The organism is Pseudomonas sp. GT1P32 (assembly GCF_054897805.1).
Genome location: NZ_CM142704.1, coordinates 2,030,347 through 2,049,104 on the forward strand (window position 1 = coordinate 2,030,347; position 18,758 = coordinate 2,049,104).

21 protein-coding genes are annotated in these 18,758 nt (G+C 61.5%); 13 read left to right on the forward strand and 8 right to left on the reverse strand.

The window, feature by feature from the left end; genetic code table 11:
* Nucleotides 1-5: 5 nt before the first annotated feature.
* Nucleotides 6-188, forward strand: a complete 183-nt coding sequence (locus tag ACYZUC_RS09140) for a protein DnrP (protein WP_461996689.1) — start codon at nucleotides 6-8, stop codon at nucleotides 186-188.
* A gap of 8 nt (nucleotides 189-196) precedes the next feature.
* Here the strand turns inward: ACYZUC_RS09140 and ACYZUC_RS09145 are convergent, their stop codons facing one another.
* The 6 genes from ACYZUC_RS09145 to ACYZUC_RS09170 all read right to left on the reverse strand — a co-directional run bounded on the left by ACYZUC_RS09145 (nucleotide 197) and on the right by ACYZUC_RS09170 (nucleotide 7,213).
* Nucleotides 197-2,038 (reverse strand): nitric oxide reductase activation protein NorD, encoded by a 1,842-nt coding sequence (locus tag ACYZUC_RS09145; RefSeq protein ID WP_461995222.1) that lies wholly within the window; start codon nucleotides 2,036-2,038, stop codon nucleotides 197-199.
* 78 nt (nucleotides 2,039-2,116) lie between these two features.
* Entirely contained in the window at nucleotides 2,117-3,544 is a 1,428-nt protein-coding gene (locus ACYZUC_RS09150; RefSeq protein WP_461995224.1) for a cbb3-type cytochrome c oxidase subunit I, read from the reverse strand.
* 3 nt (nucleotides 3,545-3,547) lie between these two features.
* Nucleotides 3,548-3,988, reverse strand: a complete 441-nt coding sequence (locus tag ACYZUC_RS09155) for a c-type cytochrome (protein WP_461995226.1) — start codon at nucleotides 3,986-3,988, stop codon at nucleotides 3,548-3,550.
* 1,582 nt (nucleotides 3,989-5,570) lie between these two features.
* A complete protein-coding gene (locus ACYZUC_RS09160; RefSeq protein ID WP_461995228.1) occupies nucleotides 5,571-5,828 on the reverse strand; it encodes a cytochrome C oxidase subunit IV family protein in 258 nt (85 codons plus the stop codon).
* A gap of 10 nt (nucleotides 5,829-5,838) precedes the next feature.
* The gene (locus ACYZUC_RS09165) at nucleotides 5,839-6,426 is read right to left on the reverse strand and encodes a cytochrome c oxidase subunit 3 family protein (RefSeq protein WP_461995229.1); all 588 of its coding nucleotides are present in this window, start codon (nucleotides 6,424-6,426) and stop codon (nucleotides 5,839-5,841) included.
* Entirely contained in the window at nucleotides 6,410-7,213 is an 804-nt protein-coding gene (locus ACYZUC_RS09170; protein WP_461995231.1) for an AAA family ATPase, read from the reverse strand. The genes ACYZUC_RS09165 and ACYZUC_RS09170 overlap by 17 nt, the downstream gene beginning before the upstream one ends.
* Nucleotides 7,214-7,412: 199 nt before the next feature.
* On the opposite strand from ACYZUC_RS09170, the gene nirS reads away from it, so the two are divergent.
* The 12 genes from nirS to ACYZUC_RS09230 all read left to right on the forward strand — a co-directional run bounded on the left by nirS (nucleotide 7,413) and on the right by ACYZUC_RS09230 (nucleotide 17,162).
* The gene (gene nirS / locus ACYZUC_RS09175) at nucleotides 7,413-9,095 is read left to right on the forward strand and encodes a nitrite reductase (RefSeq protein WP_461995233.1); all 1,683 of its coding nucleotides are present in this window, start codon (nucleotides 7,413-7,415) and stop codon (nucleotides 9,093-9,095) included.
* Between the two features lie 24 nt (nucleotides 9,096-9,119).
* Complete coding sequence (locus tag ACYZUC_RS09180; protein ID WP_461995235.1) at nucleotides 9,120-9,434, forward strand: c-type cytochrome; 315 nt, start codon at nucleotides 9,120-9,122, stop codon at nucleotides 9,432-9,434.
* 16 nt (nucleotides 9,435-9,450) lie between these two features.
* The gene (locus ACYZUC_RS09185) at nucleotides 9,451-9,777 is read left to right on the forward strand and encodes a c-type cytochrome (protein WP_253402646.1); all 327 of its coding nucleotides are present in this window, start codon (nucleotides 9,451-9,453) and stop codon (nucleotides 9,775-9,777) included.
* Nucleotides 9,774-10,952, forward strand: coding sequence for a cytochrome D1 domain-containing protein (locus ACYZUC_RS09190; protein WP_461995237.1), 1,179 nt, complete (start codon nucleotides 9,774-9,776; stop codon nucleotides 10,950-10,952). The genes ACYZUC_RS09185 and ACYZUC_RS09190 overlap by 4 nt, the downstream gene beginning before the upstream one ends.
* 1 nt (nucleotide 10,953) lies before the next feature.
* Nucleotides 10,954-11,412: an Lrp/AsnC family transcriptional regulator gene (locus ACYZUC_RS09195; protein ID WP_226299015.1), complete on the forward strand. Its 459-nt coding sequence runs from the start codon at nucleotides 10,954-10,956 to the stop codon at nucleotides 11,410-11,412.
* A complete protein-coding gene (ahbB, locus tag ACYZUC_RS09200; RefSeq protein ID WP_253402644.1) occupies nucleotides 11,409-11,924 on the forward strand; it encodes a siroheme decarboxylase subunit beta in 516 nt (171 codons plus the stop codon). The genes ACYZUC_RS09195 and ahbB (ACYZUC_RS09200) overlap by 4 nt, the downstream gene beginning before the upstream one ends.
* On the forward strand, nucleotides 11,917-12,360 hold the full coding sequence (locus tag ACYZUC_RS09205) for an Lrp/AsnC family transcriptional regulator (RefSeq protein ID WP_008034421.1): 444 nt from the start codon (nucleotides 11,917-11,919) through the stop codon (nucleotides 12,358-12,360). The genes ahbB (ACYZUC_RS09200) and ACYZUC_RS09205 overlap by 8 nt, the downstream gene beginning before the upstream one ends.
* Nucleotides 12,335-12,838 carry a siroheme decarboxylase subunit beta gene (gene ahbB / locus ACYZUC_RS09210; protein ID WP_008043669.1) on the forward strand — a complete coding sequence of 168 codons (504 nt, stop codon included), beginning with the start codon at nucleotides 12,335-12,337 and terminating at the stop codon, nucleotides 12,836-12,838. Before ACYZUC_RS09205 ends, ahbB (ACYZUC_RS09210) begins: the two co-directional genes overlap by 26 nt.
* Nucleotides 12,839-12,864: 26 nt before the next feature.
* A complete protein-coding gene (nirJ, locus tag ACYZUC_RS09215; RefSeq protein WP_461995240.1) occupies nucleotides 12,865-14,043 on the forward strand; it encodes a heme d1 biosynthesis radical SAM protein NirJ in 1,179 nt (392 codons plus the stop codon).
* A 52-nt stretch (nucleotides 14,044-14,095) separates the two neighbouring features.
* Entirely contained in the window at nucleotides 14,096-14,935 is an 840-nt protein-coding gene (gene cobA, locus ACYZUC_RS09220) for a uroporphyrinogen-III C-methyltransferase (RefSeq protein ID WP_461995241.1), read from the forward strand.
* On the forward strand, nucleotides 14,932-16,422 hold the full coding sequence (locus tag ACYZUC_RS09225) for a cytochrome D1 domain-containing protein (RefSeq protein WP_461995243.1): 1,491 nt from the start codon (nucleotides 14,932-14,934) through the stop codon (nucleotides 16,420-16,422). Before cobA ends, ACYZUC_RS09225 begins: the two co-directional genes overlap by 4 nt.
* Nucleotides 16,423-16,799: 377 nt before the next feature.
* Nucleotides 16,800-17,162, forward strand: coding sequence for a hypothetical protein (locus ACYZUC_RS09230; protein WP_461995245.1), 363 nt, complete (start codon nucleotides 16,800-16,802; stop codon nucleotides 17,160-17,162).
* Between the two features lie 201 nt (nucleotides 17,163-17,363).
* Here the strand turns inward: ACYZUC_RS09230 and ACYZUC_RS09235 are convergent, their stop codons facing one another.
* Nucleotides 17,364-18,107: an SDR family NAD(P)-dependent oxidoreductase gene (locus tag ACYZUC_RS09235; protein ID WP_008032084.1), complete on the reverse strand. Its 744-nt coding sequence runs from the start codon at nucleotides 18,105-18,107 to the stop codon at nucleotides 17,364-17,366.
* A 117-nt stretch (nucleotides 18,108-18,224) separates the two neighbouring features.
* On the reverse strand, nucleotides 18,225-18,749 hold the full coding sequence (locus ACYZUC_RS09240) for a nitrous oxide reductase accessory protein NosL (RefSeq protein WP_461996690.1): 525 nt from the start codon (nucleotides 18,747-18,749) through the stop codon (nucleotides 18,225-18,227).
* Nucleotides 18,750-18,758: the final 9 nt, after the last annotated feature.

An 18,758-nucleotide genomic window follows, 5' to 3' on the forward strand; every position in this document is an offset into this window, starting at 1 on the left:
GCGCCATGCCCGTCTGCCTGTATTGCCAACACGCCAACCCATCAAAAGAAACCGAATGCCGCCACTGCGGCATGCCCCTGCCGGCACTGGCCGAACGCGCCGGGGAGCGTCGGCAGCGTCGGTTCATGTGGTTCTGCATCGGCCTGACGGTTTTTTGCGTGGCGATGTTTTTCTGGCTGCCGCGCTGAAGCCAGGGTCAAGGCTGGGTCAACTGGCGATACAACTGCGGTAGGCGCAGGGGCAGTTGTTCAGGCTGGCGAATCAAGGTGTAGCCATTGGCGCCGAACATGTACGGCAAGTAGTCCCCGGCCTCGCGATCAATCGTGATACAGAACGGCGTCAACCCCTGGCGCCGCGCCTCCAGCACCGCCTCGCGGGTGTCTTCGACACCGTAGCGGCCCTCATACAAATCCAGATCATTCGGCTTGCCGTCGGTGAGCAGCAACAACAATTTGCTCCGTCGTTTGCTGGTGCCCAGCAGTTTGGTGGCCTGGCGAATGGCGGCGCCCATGCGTGTGTAATAACCCGGCTTGAGTCCCTGGATGCGACCTCGGGTGTTGTCGTCATAACGCTGGGTGAACGACTTGAGTTCTTGCATACGCACTTGCTGGCGACGCAACGAGGAAAACCCGTACAGGGCAAAATCATCACCCAGCACCGACAGGGTTTCGCCGAACAGCAGCAGGCTGTCGCGGATGACATCGATAACGCGATGTTCATCGTTGAGATGGGCGTCGGTGGACATCGACACATCGGCCAGCAACAGGCACGCCAGGTCGCGGCGGGTCTGGCGTTGTTCCATGAACAAACCCCGTTCGGCGCACTCGCCATGCTCGCGCTCAACGTGAAAATCCAGCCAGGCCTGCATGTCCAGTTCAGAGCCCTGGGGTTGCTGGCGTAACCACTGGCGGTCGTTACGCAGGTGCTCGAACTGGCGGCGCAAACGTCGCGCCGAGGCCTTGAGCCCTGGCGGCAGCGGCTGCGCTTCACAGTCGCGCGGCACCATCATTTGTAGATTGACGAAGCTGTCCTGCATCCGCTGCTTGCGATAGTCCCACTCCGGCAACTTGATGCCCTCGCCCAAGGGAATATCGTCGACATCGGCCGGCGGCAGATCCAGATGCAGCTTGAGGCCACCGCCCTTGCGCAGACGGGTGCGCGACAGCGTCAGTTCGTCCAGGTCATCGGCAACCCGGGCGGCGTCCGGGTCTTCGCTGTCGTCCGACCAGCGATCCAGATCCACGTGTTCGGTCCAGCTGAACAGGTTCTCCAGGCGCACCACCAACAGCCCGCCATCACGGGTGCTTTCATCGATCCGCGTGGCGCGTTTGCGTCCGCTTTTCTGTTCGCCGGGTGGCGTGGTCAACGACTCTTCGGATTCATCGCCCAGATCGGCTGCTTGCGCACTGGCGAAATTTTGCGGCGGGTACAACCACAATGGCAGCGGCCAGGCAGCCCGTTCGCTACGAGGAAAATGCTCGACACTGCCCGGCTCACGCAACGCCTGGCATAACGCCCGCTCCAGCGCGGCTTCACTGCGGCTCAACGAGGCGGGATCCGGGCGTAATTGCAGATGCGCATCGACCAGGCGTTGATAGCGGACGCGCAACGCGGGGAAGCGCTGCAACAGCTGTTGCGTCCAGCGCTGATTGTCCCGCCCCCACTGACGCATCGGCCCGGCCTGTGCCGCCAGCAGCGCGAGCCAACGATAGAGTTCCTCGTTCAGAGCGACTTCAGGAAACACCGCCAGGCTAGACGGCAGCCGAAGATTCGCCGCGTCGCACCACGCCAACGGCACTTGTTTGCAGGTGCCGGCGATCTGCTGCAACACGTTGCGCCGCAGCAGCAGATCGCGGTCGCTGGCGGCTTCAACGCCGACACCGTTGGCACCGCCCATGGCGCGAAACAACAGCGCCAGCGGGCGTTGCTGGCTGATCAGCTCAACGCGTGCCTCGGGGAAATCCGCGCTGGCGCGCCGGGTGATGAAACGGTGCCAGACACTGCCGACCCACTCTTCCAGTTCAACGGTAAAGGCCATGGTAGTTGCCCTTGTTTCAACGCAAAAAAACGGCCCGCTGTCTCAGCCGGGCCGACCTTTTCTAGCCGTTATGCAGGCTCACGACGGAACCACGGCTGCCGGGGCGCGCAAAGCGGCGCGGCCACGTTGCTTGAAGCTGAACAAGTAGCAGAGCAACCCGGCGAAGAAACCCACACCGGAACCCAGGCGGGCCCAGAACAGCACTTGCAAATGTTCGACCGTGGACATGAAGGGCAACGCGATTCCGTCGGCCTGCCAGCGTTGCAGGTAGACCTGCACGACACCGGCAGCGGTGAGGAACAATGTGATCATCACCATCGACAGGGTCATCAACCAGAAGCCCCAGATCTCCAGCGTCTGCGAGCGCTCGTCGCCGGCTTCACCCAAGCCGCGCAAGCGTGGCATGGCGTAGCTGATCAAGGTCATCACGATCATCGCGTAAGCGCCGTAGAAGGCCAGGTGACCGTGAGCCGCCGTCAGTTGCGAACCGTGGGTGTAGAAGTTGACCGGGGCCAACGTGTGCAGAAAACCCCAGACGCCCGCACCGAAGAACGCCGTGACCGTGGTGCCCTTGGCCCACAGCGTGGCCGCACGATTCGGGTGTTGCCGACGACGGTTCTTCACCATGCTGAACGCGAAGATCACCATGGCCAGGAACGGCAGCGGCTCCATGGCGGAAAAGATCGAGCCGACCCACAACCAGACCTCGGGCGCACCGATCCAGAAGAAGTGGTGACCGGTGCCGATGATCCCGGTAATCAGCGCCATGGCGATGATCACGTACAGCCATTTCTCCACGACTTCCCGGTCTACCCCGGTGATCTTGATCAGCACGAAGGCGAGCATCGAACCCATGATCAATTCCCACACGCCTTCCACCCAAAGATGCACCACCCACCACCAGTAAAACTTGTCACGGGCGAGGTTGCCGGGGTTGTAGAAGGAGAACAGGAAGAACACCGCGAGGCCGATCAACCCGGTCATCATCACCATGCTGACGGTGGTCTTGCGACCTTTGAGCAGGGTCATGCCGATGTTGTAGAGGAAGCCCAGGCACACCACCACGATGCCCATCTTGGTGATGGTCGGCTGCTCGAGGAACTCCCGGCCCATGGTCGGCAGCAACTCGTTGTGGGTCAGCCTGGCCAGACCCGCATACGGCACCAGCAGGTAGCCCAGGATCGTCAGCACACCGGCGGCGGCAAACACCCAGAACAGGACGATCGCCAGTTTCGGGCTGTGCAGCTCACGGTCGGCTTCTTCCGGAATCAGGTAGTAAGCCGCGCCCATGAAGCCGAACAGCAGCCAGACAATCAGCAGGTTGGTGTGCACCATCCGCGCCACGTTGAACGGAATGATCGGGAACAGAAAGTCTCCGATCACGTATTGCAGGCCCATGATCAAACCGAACAGCACCTGACCGAGGAACAGGATCAGGGCAAACACGAAGTACGGTTTGGCCACGGCTTGCGAGGCGAATTTAAGATGTGGATTGGCAATGCTCATTGCTCAGCCCTCCTTGTTTGGCGGCCAGCCATTGGTGTTGATTTTCGAGCTCCATTTGAGGAACTCGGCGATGTCATCCACCTCCTGGTCACTCAATTTGAACTGAGGCATCGCGCGCCGGCCGGGTACGCCCAGCGGCTGCATTTTCATCCAGGCATGCAGGAAAGGTTTGAAGCCCTCTTCCCCGCCGCGTCGCTGGAAGACGTTGCCCAGCTCAGGCGCAAAGTAGGCGCCCTCGCCCAGCAGCGTGTGGCAGCCGATGCAGTTGTTTTGCTCCCAGACTGTCTTGCCGCGAATCACTGATTCGGTTAACTGCGCTTCGTTGCTGCGCACCGGGAAGGTCTGTTCCGTGTGGTAGGTCAAGGCCAGGAATACCAGGAAGAAGAAGATGCTTCCCCCGAAGTAGATGTTCCTGGCCATGCCTTTGGTGAAGGTCTCTGACATGGTCGCTTCCTCTTTGCTTGGCCCGTCCATGATAGGAAGCGAAGGGTTGAAACCTGCTTGATGGCGATCAAGAAACTCCGATGGTTTTGCTCGGGTATTGCCGGCACCGCAGATCGAATGTGGGAACGTTTTTGTGTCAGGCCGTTTGTTTTTTGAAGGGGGGGGCATATCCGTTTTTGCGGTGATGGCGGCTATTGGTTTCGCCCTTACGGCGAGTTACTTGGAAAAGCGCCAAGTAACCAAGCGCTCTTGCCCCTTTCGTTCGGTGCCTCGCTAATGCTCGGCATGCCCTCGCTCCGGTCCTGCTCCGTGGGCCCGCCGCCATCGGCCATCCCTGGCCGGGGGCGGCTAACCCGGCATCCTTGCCGGGTTGCCCACTGCGCAGAACCTGCGCTCAGCCTCTCGAGGGGGCGACTACCGCCACAGCCGCCGAGGCGGCCTGAAAGCCGACCTGGCTCATTTGTGTACGCGTTGTCCTTCTTTGATGTGTTCACTCATTCCGGACATGTACACCGCTCCCCTGTAGGAGCCGGCTTGCTGGCGATGGCGTCCGTCCAGCCAATACATACGTCGACTGACTCACCGCTATCGCCAGCAAGCCGGCTCCTACACAGGGATTGGGTTCACACGATTCAAAACTGTAGGAGCTGGCTTGCCGGCGATGGGCGTCAACGATAACGCGTGCTGTCTGAATGAACGCGTTGCCCAGACGCTTTTCGCCAGCAAGCCGGCTCCTACACAGGGATTGGGTTCACACGATTCAAAACTGTAGGAGCTGGCTTGCCAGCGATGGACGCCAACGATAACGCGTGCTTTCTGAATGAACGCGTTGCCCAGACGCTTTTCGCCAGCAAGCCGGCTCCTACACGAAGATTGGGTTCACACGATTCAAAACTGTAGGAGCTGGCTTGCCAGCGATGGACGCCAACGATAACGCGGGCTGTCTGAATGAGCGCAGTGTTCAGACGATTTTCGCCGGCAAGCCGGCTCCTACACGGGGATTAGGTTCATACGATTCAAAATTGTAGGAGCTGGCTTGCCAGCGATGGACGCCAACAATAACGCGGGCTGTCTGAATGAGCGCAGTGTTCAGACGATTTTCGCCAGCAAGCCGGCTCCTACACGAAGATTGGGTTCACACGATTCAAAATTGTAGGAGCTGGCTTGCCGGCGATGGGCGTCAACGATGACGCGTGCTGTCTGAATAAATGCGGTGTCCGGGCGTTTTTTTCCCCGGCAAGCCGGCTCCTACAGGGAATCGCGTACGCTTTCGCTTCTCACCACTCATCAGGCCGAGCGTTAGCTCGCCTTCAGCTTTTGATCTGAGCGCCCCCTCGAGAGGCCGAGCGCAGGTTCTGCGCAGTGGGCAACCCGGCATGGATGCCGGGTTAGCCGCGCACGGCCAAGGATGGCCGATCGCGGCGGGCCCACGGAGCAGGACCGGAGCGAGGGCATGCCGAGCCTTAGCGAGGCACCGAACGAAAGGGGCAAGAGCGCTTGGTTACTTGGCGCTTCTCCAAGTGACTCGCCGTAAGGGCGAAACCAATAGCCGCCATTACCGCAGAAATGGATATGCACTCAATCAATCAACCACTACCAACATCACCCCCACAACAACCGCCAACACCAACGCCCAACTCACCAACAACCGACGCCACAATCGCGGCGCATGGCGCATTTCCATGAAGCCATCAGTAATCAACCAGGCCTTGCCCACCGCCACCAGCAAAATGGCCACGGACAACACCCCTGTCGCGCCCGACTGCGCCAGCAACACAGTGCACACGCTCAGCGTGGCCAACGCAGCCCAGCAGACAAACAAGAACCTGGAAGCAGACATGAAAACCTCATCAACCCAGCACGTAAACCAGCGGAAACAACACCACCCAGATCAGATCAACCATGTGCCAATACAACACGCCGGATTCAAATCCGCTGCGATTACTGGCGTCGTACAACCCACGACGGCAACGCTCGGCCAGCCATCCGAGGATGAACATGCCAAGCAACACATGAAGAAAATGAAACCCGGTGAGGATCCAGTACAGCGTGAAAAACGTGTTGTGCTCCATCCCCAGCCCCGAGGCCAGCAAGTGTCGGTACTCGGTGACTTTCAACACCACATAAACACTGGCGACGAACAACGCGGCCAACAGCCAGACAACGCCGTGGCGAGGCCGTGAGCGCCTGACTTGCGCCTGCGCCAGCGCCGCGAACAGCCCGGCGGTGAGCAGGCTCAGGGTCATCGCCAGACCGGTCGACGTGTTCAGTAACAGACGGCTTTCGCTGAACAGCTGCGGCTTGAGTGCCTGGGTCACGGCGAACGCCAGAATCAGAATGGCAAACACCGACAGCTCGGCGAGAATGAAAAACCACATCGCCAGATCGCCCGGCAAATGCCTGGGCGCAACACCGCCGGGCTCAACCGAAGTGGACATCAACCACGTCCATCAGCGCCGCAACGGTCAGCGGATCGTCGCTCAATGGTTCGGCCAGGCAGGCCATGCACGCCTCACGCGGGCTCATGCCGGCGCGGATCATTCGTGCGGTGAAAATCAGCAACCGCGTCGAAGCGACTTCCTCCAGATCATGCTGATCGAGCCGGCGTAGCGCCTGCCCCAACCTGACCACTTGCGCCGCCAGCGCACTGTCCACCTGGGCCTCGCGGGCAACAATGCGCTCTTCATCGGCCACCGGCGGGTAACCGAAACGCATCGCCACGAAGCGTTGTCGGGTACTGGGTTTCATGCCTTTGAGCAGGTTCTGGTAACCGGGGTTGTAGGACACCACCAGCATGAAGGACGGCGGCGCCTGCAACACCTCGCCGGTGCGTTCCAGGAACAATTCGCGACGATCGTCGGCCAGCGGATGCAACACCACCACGGTGTCCTGGCGCGCCTCGACCACTTCGTCGAGGTAACAGATGCCGCCTTCGCGTACCGCGCGGGTCAGCGGTCCGTCCTGCCACCAGGTGCCCTGGGCACCGATCAGATGGCGGCCGATCAAGTCAGCCGCGCTCAGGTCGTCGTGGCACGCAACGGTGTACAGCGGCAGGTTCAACCGATGCGCCATGTGCTGGACGAAACGGGTCTTGCCGCATCCGGTCGGTCCCTTGATCAGCACCGGCATGCCGTGTCGCCAGGCCTGCTCGAACAGCGCCTCCTCATTATTGAGCGGTTGGTAGAAGGGTTCGGCCTTGTGTTCGCCAGACGGGAGATGGTCCATGGGGCACCTGATTCAACAACAGAATTGAGGGACACGCTACGGACCCCTGCGACAACCTGGCAAGCGACATGGCCGGCAAACTTGATCGCCGTCAAGCGGGCATTGGCCTGCTCGGGCATAGCCTTGCAGCGCACTAAGAACCTGCGTCCTGCGCTGTCGTTCCAGCGCATCGCAAAGGTCTTGCCTGAGGAGAAATGGAATGCTGATCAGCAATAGAAAAACGTTTGCTCTGACCGTCGCCACCCTGTGTTCGACACTGACCTTTGCGGTGTCTCACGCAGCCAGAGCCAACGAACCCGCCGCCACACCGCCCATGGTCATAACCGCTGGCGCTCCCGACATGAGCCGGGCCGAGTTCGATTCATCCAAGGAAATCTACTTCCAGCGCTGCGCCGGCTGTCACGGCGTGCTGCGCAAAGGGGCGACCGGCAAGCCGCTGACCCCGGACATCACCCAGTCGCGCGGGCAACCGTTCCTGGAGGCCTTGATTACCTACGGTTCACCGGCAGGCATGCCGAACTGGGGGACGTCCAATGCCCTGACCAAGGAGCAAATCACGGCCATGGCCAAGTTCGTTCAGCACACGCCGCCGACACCACCGGAATGGGGCATGGCCGAAACGCTGAAAACCTGGAAGGTGCTGGTCAAACCTGAGGATCGTCCGAAAAAGCAATTGAGCAAACTCGACCTGCCCAACCTGTTTTCGGTGACGTTGCGCGATGACGGCAAGATTGCCCTGATCGACGGCGACAGCAAGAAAATCGTCAAGCTGATCGAGACCGGTTATGCGGTGCACATCTCGCGGATTTCCGCCTCGGGCCGCTACTTGCTGGTGATTGGCCGCGACGCCCGGATCGACATGATCGACCTGTGGCCGGTGGAGCCGACCAAGGTCGCCGAAGTCAAAGTGGGCATCGAAGCGCGCTCGGTCGAGACCTCCAAATTCAAGGGCTACGAAGACAAGTACACCATCGCCGGTTCCTATTGGCCGCCGCAATTCACCATCATGGACGGCGAAACCCTGGAGCCGAAGCAGATCGTCTCGACACGCGGCATGACCGTCGACAAGCAGGAATATCACCCTGAGCCGAGGGTCGCGGCGATCATCGCGTCTCACGAATGGCCGGAGTTCATCGTCAACGTCAAGGAAACCGGCAAGGTCATGCTGGTCAATTACCAGGACATCAAGAACCTCACCGTCACCTCCATCGACGCCGCGCCGTTCCTGCATGACGGCGGTTGGGACAGCACGCACCGCTACTTCATGACCGCCGCCAACAACTCCAACAAAGTCGCCGTGATCGACTCCAAGGAGCGCAAGTTGACCGCGCTCGTGGACGTCGGCAAAACCCCGCACCCAGGGCGCGGCGCCAACTTCGACCACCCAACCTACGGGCCGGTCTGGGCCACCAGCCACCTGGGCGATGAAGGCATCTCGCTGATCGGCACCGACCCGGTCAATCACGCGCAATACGCCTGGAAACAGGTCGCCTCGATCAAGGGTCAGGGCGGCGGATCGCTGTTCATCAAGACCCACCCCAACTCCCGTCACCTGTACGTCGACACCACCCTCAACCCGGACGCAAAACTCAGTCAGTCGGTGGCGGTGTTCAACATCGACAAGCTCGACGCCGGCTACACCGTGCTGCCCATCGCCGAATACGCGGGCATCAAGCAAGGGGCGATGCGCGTCGTGCAACCGGAATACAACAAGGCCGGCGATGAAGTCTGGTTCTCCGTGTGGAGCGGCCAGGCCGACGAATCGGCGCTGGTGGTGATCGACGATAAAACCCTGAAGCTCAAGTCAGTCATCAAGGACAAACGACTGATTACACCCACCGGAAAGTTCAACGTCTACAACACCCAACACGACATCTATTGAGCTCCATCAATGCAAGGAAACACCATGAAAAATACTCTGCTTTCACTGTTCGCCCTGACCGCTGCGCTGAGCGTGCAACCGGCCATGGCCCAGGACGCACTGGAGCTGTTCAAGAGCAAACCCTGCGCCGCCTGCCACACCATCGACACCAAACTGGTCGGCCCGGCACTCAAGGATGTAGCGGCCAAGAATGCGGGCGTAGCCGGGGCCGCGGACACCCTGGCCAGTCATATCAAAAACGGCACACAGGGCAATTGGGGACCGATGCCGATGCCGGCCAACCCGGTCACGGATGAGGAAGCGAAGATTCTCGCGACCTGGGTCCTGACGCTCAAATAACCGCCTGGAGGGCGCCATGATGATTTATCGAAAGGCTCTGGTTCTGGCGGCCCTCCTCCTCATTTGCGCAACCACGGTTGCCGCGCCCGACGCCCAGCGTCAGGCGCAACTCGAACACCTGCTGGCCCAGGACTGCGGCGCCTGCCATGGGCTGCACATGACCGGCGGCCTCGGCCCCGAACTGACCCGCGCAGCGCTGGCGGGCAAGTCCAGGGACAGCCTGATCGCCACCGTCACCCATGGCCGGCCCGGCACCGCAATGCCCGGTTGGGCCCCGCTGCTCAGCACCGCCGACATCCGTTGGCTGATCGATCTTCTTCTCCAGGGATATCCCGCACCATGATCCGTTCAATCCTGCTGTCAGCGGCGACCGGGCTGTTGTTATCCGCCTGCGCTCAGCCACCCTTGCGTGGCACCGGCGACTTGGGCGTGGTAGTGGAACGCGCCACCGGCAGCCTGCAAATCATCGAAAGCGACAACCGCACTTCGCTGGCCCGACTCGAAGGGTTGGGCGACCTGTCCCACGCCTCGGTGGTGTTCTCCCGCGACCAGCGCTTTGCCTATGTGTTCGGCCGCGACGGCGGTCTGAGCAAGATCGACCTGCTGACCCGACGCATCGATCACCGAGTGATCCAGGGCGGCAACAGCATCGGCGGCGCCATCAGTCAGGACGGCAAGCTGATCGCGGTCTCCAACTATGTGCCGGGCGGGGTCAAGGTTTTTGATGCACAGACCTTGCAGCTGGTGGCCGACATTCCCGCTACCCCGCTGGCCGATGGCAGCAAGCGTTCCCGTGTGGTCGGCCTGGTCGACGCGCCTGGCCAGCGTTTTGTGTTCAGCCTGTTCGACACCGGCGAGATCTGGACCCTGGATTTCAGCCAGGGCACCACCCCGCAGATCAGCCGCTTCACCGACATCGGCGAGCAACCCTACGACGCGCTGATCACCCCGGACGGGCGCTACTACATGGCCGGCCTGTTCGGCGAAGACGGCATGGCGCAACTTGACCTCTGGCATCCCGAGCGTGGGGTAAAGCGGGTGCTCGGTGATTACGGACGCGGCCAGGCAAAACTGCCGGTCTACAAAATGCCGCACCTTGAGGGCTGGGCTGTCGCCGACCATCAGGCCTTCGTCCCCGCTGTCGGTCGCCATCAAGTGTTGGTGATGGATTCGCGCACCTGGCAGCAGAGCGCCGTGATCCCCGTGGCCGGCCAACCGGTGTTCGTCACCTCGCGCCCGGACGGTCGGCAACTGTGGGTCAATTTCGCCTACCCGGACAACGATCGGGTCCAGGTGATCGACACCGAAACCCACGCCGTGGTCGCCGACCTGCGACCAGGCCCGGCGGTGTTGCACATGGAATTCACCGCGCGCGGCGATCAGCTGTGGCTGTCGTTACGCGACGGCAATCAGGTTCAGGTCTGGGACCCGTACAGCCTGAAACAGCTGAGCACCCTGCCGGCCACCGCGCCGAGCGGCATCTTCTTCAGCAGCCGCGCACAAAAAATGGGCTATTGAAATGGACCTCGACCTGCTTGCCTGCCAACTGATTGATCGCTTCCAGCATGGCATGCCGCTGTGCCCGGAACCTTATCGTGAAATGGCCCAGGTGCTGGGTTGCAGCGAGTCGCAAGTGATCGCCTGCCTGCAACGCCTGGAACTGGCCGGGGCCTTGTCGCGGATCGGCCCGGTGTTCGACCACAGCCGTGCCGGCGCCAGCACCCTCGCCGCCCTCGCCGTGCCCGCCGAACGCCTGCATCAAGTCGCCGAGCGCGTCAGCCAATACCCCGAGGTCAATCACAACTATGCGCGCGAGCATCACTACAACCTGTGGTTTGTATTGACCGGCCCCGATCGCCAACACATCGAGCGCATTCTCGAAGAACTGGAGCACGACACCGGCCTCACCCCACTGGACCTGCCGATGTTGACCGCCTACCGCATCGACCTCGGCTTTGCCCTGGGAGAAAGCCGATGAAAGCGCCATTGAATCCCAAACAGGCACTGGCCCTGCGTCGGCACCTGGAAGGCGGGTTGCCGCTGGTCTCGCGCCCTTATCAGGCACTCGCCGAACGGATCAACGCTGAGGAAAACCAGGTGCTCGCGCAAATGCACCAGTGGCACGAACAAGGGTTATTCCGTCGGGTTGGCCTGGTGCTCAACCATCGCGCGCTGGGCTTTACCGCCAACGCAATGCTGGTGCTGGACATTCCGGACGCGTTGATCGACGAAGTCGGCCAGCGCCTGGGGCGAGCGCCCGGCATCACCCTCTGCTATCAACGGCCGCGACGCTTGCCTGACTGGCGATACAACCTGTTCTGCATGGTTCACGGTCGCCAACGCGATCAAGTCGCGGCGCACATTCAGGCGCTGCTCGAAGAACACCTGCTGAGCGACCTGCCCCACCAACTGCTGTTCAGCACCCACGCCTTCAAACAATGCGGCGGGCGCTTTGCGCCCTCATCAACAGGAGCACCCGACCGTGGATGACCTCGACCGTCGACTGATCAACCGCTTGCAACTGGGCCTGCCGTTGGTGCGCCATCCCTGGAAAGTACTGGCCGCCGAACTGCAAAGCAGCAGCAGCGAACTGCTCGATCGACTCCACGCGCTGCTGGAAGACGGCGTACTCACACGCTTTGGCCCGATGTTCGACATTGAACGGCTGGGCGGTGCCTTCACGCTCGCGGCGCTGGCGGTGCCGGAAGAACGCTTCGAAGACGTCGCCGAGCAACTGCATGCCCTGCCGGAAGTGGCCCACAACTATCGACGCGAACACCCCTGGAACATGTGGTTTGTGCTCGGCTGCCCGACCGAACAAGGCATTGCCGAGACCCTGCAGCGCATTGAATCCCTGACCGGCTTGCCGCTGCTGAATCTGCCCAAAGAGGAGACCTACCATGTCGGTTTGTATTTCCCGGTCTGAAGACACCCTGGCCCATCGCCTGATCGAGCTGACCCAGACCGGCCTGCCATTGCTGGACGACCCTTGGGCCTGGCTCGCCGAGCAGTTGGACTTGAGCATCGAATCCACCCTGGACTTGCTCAAGCGTTTGCAGGCCGAGGGCGCCATCCGCCGCATCGCCGCCGTCCCCAATCACTATCGCCTGGGTTATCGCTACAACGGCATGACGGTCTGGGATGTGCGCGACGCCGACATGCCGCGCCTCGGTGCGCTGATCGGTGCGCAGCCCTTCGTCAGCCATTGCTATCGACGCCCGCGCCGTGAGGACTGGCGTTACAACCTGTTTGCCATGGTGCACGGTCGCAGCAGCGAGGAAATCGACAGCTACCGCGAACACCTGCGCTACTTGCTGGGCGATGCCTGTGCCGCCGACGAGATGCTGGTGAGCAGCCGCATCCTGAAAAAAACCGGATTGCGCCTGCCACCCGCAACGCACTGAAAGCGCGCCGACTCAAGGAGAGTTGCATGTTGAGGATCAGCCAATACCTGCGTGCGCTGGCCGGCCAGGCGCCCGCCCCCAGAACCAGCCCACCGGGCTACAACCGGCCGCCCGTGGTGATCTGGAACCTGCTGCGGCGCTGCAATCTGACTTGCAAACACTGCTACGCAACCTCGGCCGACAGTGTCTTTCGCGATGAACTGGATACGCCCGCCGCACTGAGCGTGATCGATGATCTGCGCGCTGCCGGGGTGAAGGTTTTGATCCTGTCCGGCGGTGAACCGCTGCTGCGTGACGATCTGTTTGTGCTCAGCGCCTACGCCCGCGCCAAGGGTTTCTTTGTTGCCTTGTCCACCAACGGCACGCTGATCGATGAGCACAACATCACGCAGATCCGTGCGGCGAATTTCGACTATGTCGGGATCAGCATCGATGGCCTGGAAGCCACCCATGACGCCTTCCGTCAACTCAAGGGCAGTTTTGCCAGTTCCATGCGGGCGATCCGCCTCTGTCGCGAACAAGGTATTCGGGTCGGCCTGCGCACCACCCTGACCCAGGAAAACCATGCGCAGCTTCCCCAATTGCTGGCGCTGATGCGCGAGTACGACGTGCAGAAGTTTTACCTGTCGCACCTCAACTACAGCGGTCGCGGCAAACGCAGCCGCCAGCTCGACGCCCGGCAACAGATGAGCCGCGAGGCGATGACGCTGATTTTCGAACGCGCCTGGGAGGACATCGCGCAGGGTCGCGACAGCGATTTCGTCAGCGGCAACAACGATGCCGACGCGGTTCTGTTGCTGCAATGGGTGGGGCTGCATCTGCCCGAACATTACCCGCGCCTGGAACACATGCTGCGCGCCTGGGGCGGCAATGCCTCGGGCAGCGGCATCGCCAACATCGACAACACCGGCGAAGTGCACCCGGACACCTATTGGTGGCAGCACTCGGTGGGCAACGTGCGGCACACGCCGTTTCGCACGCTGTGGCTGGACCGGCCGGACACCCTGTTGCAACAGCTGCGGGCGCATCCGCGCGCCGTCGGCGGCCGCTGTGGCCAATGTCGCTGGCTGGACATCTGCAACGGCAACACCCGAACCCGCGCCTGGGCCGAAGGCGATCTGTGGGGGCAGGACCCCGGTTGCCACCTCAGCGATGAAGAAATCGGTGTGCCGCCCATCACGACAATCCCTTGCGTCATGCACTGAAGCATCCGCCTGGCAAGCCCCGGCCAACCTGATGAAGAACCAAGGACGTCCCATGCATCCATCGATTATTTTACCGGCCGCACTTGCGTCCCTGTTCAGACCGGGCGAAGTCGCCCTGGTCGGCGCGGGCCCCGGCGATCCACGCCTGCTGACCCTGCGCGCCTGGAGCCTGTTGATGCAGGCCGACGCCGTGGTTTACGACCGTCTGATCAGCCCCGACCTGCTGACGCTGATCCCCCTCACTTGCGCCCGGCATTACGTCGGCAAGGCCAGCGGCTGCCACAGCCTGCCCCAGGAACAGATCAACGAGCTGCTGGCCGACCTCGCCGAGCAAGGGCAACGCGTGGTCCGGCTCAAGGGTGGCGACCCGTTCATTTTCGGTCGCGGCGCCGAGGAGTTGCAGTATCTGCTGCAGCGCAACATCGACTGCCAGGTGGTGCCGGGCATCACCGCCGCGTCCGGGTGCAGCGCTTACGCCGGCATCCCGCTGACGCACCGGGACCTGGTCAATTCCTGTCGATTCATCACCGGCCACTTGCAACACGACGGCGAGTTGAAACTGCCTTGGCGCGATCTGGCCGACAGCAGCCAGACCCTGGTGTTTTACATGGGCTTATCGAACCTCGGGGTGATCGCCCGGCACCTGATCGAGGCCGGGTTGTCGGCCGATACACCGGCAGCGCTGATTAGCAACGGCACGCGACCCGACCAGCACGTTGCCCGTGGTTTGTTGCACCAACTGCCGACGTTGGCGCTGGAGTGCCCGCCCGGTATCCCGACGCTGACGGTGATTGGCAAGGTGGTCGATCTGTTCGCGGCACAACCGATGGAATACCCGGCGCGTTTTTATCCTGTTCAGGCGTTGCAACGGCACGGCAAGGTGGCGCCATGAAGCGCGGGTTGCTGCTGCCGTTGTTATGGGTCAGTGTCGCCGCTGGCGCCGCCGACCCGGCACTTGAACACGCCGCGAACGACTACCGCCAGCATTGCCAAAGCTGCCATGGCGCCAACCGTTTCGGCGGTACCGGGCCGGCGTTGTTGCCAGAGAGTCTGAGCCGGATCAAACCCGATGAAATCCGCAGCGTGATCCAGAACGGCCGTCCCGCAAGCCAGATGACCGGGTTTGCCAACGTGTTCAACCCGGCGCAGATCGACGCGCTGGTGAGCTACCTTCAGCAACCGCCCACCACCCCGCCGACCTGGAGCAACGACGAGATTCGCGGCAGTCACTCGATGCTCGCCGACATCAGCAAGCTGCCCACCACGCCCCAGCATGGCGCCGATCCACTGAACCTGTTCGTGGTGGTGGAAGCTGGCGATCACCACATCAACATCCTCGACGGCGATCGTTTCGAGGTGCTGGCGCGGTTTACCTCGCACTTTGCCGTGCATGGCGGACCGAAGTTCTCACCCGACGGGCGCTTCGTCTATGTCGCCTCGCGCGATGGCTGGGTCAGCCTTTACGACCTGCACAACCTGAAGCTGATCGCCGAGGTCCGCGCCGGACTCAACACCCGTAACCTTGCGGTGAGCAAGGATGGTCGCTGGGTGTTGGTGGGTAACTATTTGCCGGGCAATCTTGTCGTGCTGGATGCCCGCGATCTGTCGCTGGTCAAAACCATTCCAGCCATCGGCCGGGACGGCACGGCGTCACGGGTCAGCGCCGTCTACACCGCGCCGCCACGGGACAGTTTCATCGTCGCGCTCAAGGACGTGAAGGAAGTCTGGGAACTGTCGAGCGCCGGGACTCCGGACTTCGAGCCGCGACGGATCGAGGCTGAGGACATGTTCGACGACTTTTCCTTTTCACCGGACTACAAGCAGTTGCTGGCCACGTCGCGCAAGGCCAAGGGCGGTCAGGTGATCGACCTCGACAGTGGCAAGGTGGTCACCGACATTCCGTTGCCGGGCATGCCGCACCTGGGGTCCGGGACCTATTGGAAACGCAACGGTCAGTGGGTGTTTGCCACGCCGAACATCAGCAAGGGGCTGATCTCGGTCATCGATTTCAAGACCTGGAAGCTGATCAAGGAAATCCCGACGCTGGGGCCGGGGTTTTTCATGCGCAGTCACGTCAATTCGCGGTATGCCTGGACGGATGTGTTCTTCGGGCCGGACAACGATGCGATTCATTTGATCGACAAACAGACTCTGGAAATCGCTCGTACCTTGCGTCCGATGCCTGGCAAGACGGCGGCGCACGTCGAGTTCACTCGCGATGGGCGGCACTTGCTGTTGAGCATTTGGGCCACCGATGGGGCGCTGATTGTTTATGACAGTGACACGCTTGAGGAGATCAAGCGTATCCCGATGAACAAGCCGTCGGGCAAGTACAACGTTGGCAACAAGATCGAGTTTGTGGAGGGGACTTCGCATTAGGGGTTGGGTTTTGGTTTGGGTGTATATCCGTTTTTTTGGTGATGGCGGCTGGCGGTTTCGCCCTTACGGCGAGTCACTTTGGAAAAGCCCCAAAGTAACCAAAGGGCTCTTGCCCCTTTCGTTCGGTGCCTCGCTAATGCTCGGCATGCCCTCGCTCCGGTCCTGCTCCGTGGGCCCGCCGCCATCGGCCATCCATGGCCGGGGGCGGCTAACCCGGCATCCATGCCGGGTTGCCCACTGCGCAGAACCTGCGCTCGGCCTCTCGAGGGGGCGCTCAGATCAAAAGCTGAAGGCGAGCTAACGCTCGGCCTGATGAGTGGTGAAAATCAAAAGCAAACGCAGATCCCTGTAGGAGCCGGCTTGCCGGCGAAAAACGTTTGGACAACGCGTTCATTCAGACAGCCCGCGTTATCGTTGACGTCCATCGCCAGCAAGCTGGCTCCTACAATTTTGAATCGTGTGAACCCAATCACCGTGTAGGAGCCGGCTTGCTGGCGATAGCGGTGGGTCAGTCGACTCATTTATTGGCTGGACGGACGCTATCGCCAGCAAGCCGGCTCCTACAGTTGATTGGTGTCATGGCCAATTATCGCGCCTACTTCTGTTGCTTTGCTTTGGCTTTGGTTTTGGTTTTGGCTTTGGCTTTGGCTTTTGATTTTGATTTTGATTTTGATCTGCCCCGTCGGGAGGCCGAGTGGAGGTTCTGCGCAGTGGGCAACCCGGCATGGATGCCGGGTTAGCCGCGCACGGCCAGGGATGGCCGATCGCGGCGGGCCCACGGAGCAGGACCGGAGCGAGGGAATGCCGAGCCTAGGCGAGGCACCGTACGTCAGGGGCAAAGCCTTTTGGTTCCTTTTCGGCGTTTGGAAAAGGGACTCGCCGTAAGGGCGAAACCAATAGCCGCCGTTACCGCAGAAACGGATATGTACCCCAAGCCCCCCTCAGCCCAACGTATAACCGTTATCAACCTTCCAGTCCTGTCCATAAACACCCCGCGCCCCCTGGGACAGCTGAAAAATAATCACGTTGGCCACCGCAGACGCATCAAGAAAATGCCCCGGCAACAGACGCTTGCCAAGCGTGTCGGCAACATCGTCAAGCTCACCGTCGCTCAAGCCCAGGTTGTCCCACATCGAGGTCGCGGTCGGCCCCGGCGAGACCAGGTTGATGCGCACATCGTAACGGGCAAACTCCACCGCCAGCGTGCGCGCCTGTGCCGCCAATGCGGCCTTGCTGGCAATGCAGGCAGCCAGGCCGGGAAAACTCGAACCCGTCAGGAAGCTGCCGACAAACACCACCGACGCCGGGTTCGCCAACTCACCGCGCAACGCCGCCAGGGTGTTCAACGCACCCGCACCGTTAACCGCCCATTGCCGCTGGAAGGCCGGCATGTCCAGGCTGTCGGCCATTTCGGCAATGCCGGCGTTGGGCACCAGATAATCCACCCGCCCCAACGTCGCCGCACGCCGGGCCAACCCTTGCAGATCGTCCTCGCAGGTAACATCCCCGGCACACCATTGCAGCCGTTCACCGTAGATCTGCTGCAAGGCCGGCAAGTCACCGACGGTGCGTGACATCGCCAACACCCTGACCCCACGCGGCAACAGCGCCGCGCACAAGGCCAGGCCAATCCCGGAACTGGCGCCGGTGATCACGGCCAAACGATCCTGAAACTCGGTTTGCATCATGTTCTCCTGGGCATCATCGATGCCAAGCACTGGGGACCTGGCGGGCCCCTATCTTTGAACAGATGCAGAAATACCGACTTGACGGCGATCAGATTTTCTCAATGGATCGACAGCTCAATGAGTCGAGTGCGACATGGCCGGTTGCTGCAGCACCGACTGATCGATCTCGCTGAACCGCAGCACGCGACCGCCCTGCTCCGTGGCCAGTTTTTCAGCAGCCTGCTGGCTGGAGAACGACGCCAACACCACACCCATCGCGCCCTTGAGCCGGGTGCCGACCACGTAAAACGCATCTTTGGCATCGATCAGCCGGGTATCATCCGGCGAATTCCAGGGGCTGTGCTCCATGTCGTGGACATACAACTTGGCATCGCCATGATGGTTTTCCGGTTGCAACCACCAACCGATCATTTCCGCCGTGGAGCAGAATTTCTTGATGCCGCTGTGCTCGACCACTTCACCCTTGGGGCCGGGGAAGCCGTCGATGATCATGCCGCAGACATGGCACTCATCACTGGGATGAAAGGCGCTGGGGGCATCGCTGTAGCTGGCTTGCACGGGTTTGTCACACGCCGTCAGCAGCACACAGACCATCAGGCCCGCCAGGTTGCGCAGCGTCTTCCAATCAAGCGTTCTCATCATCAGGTG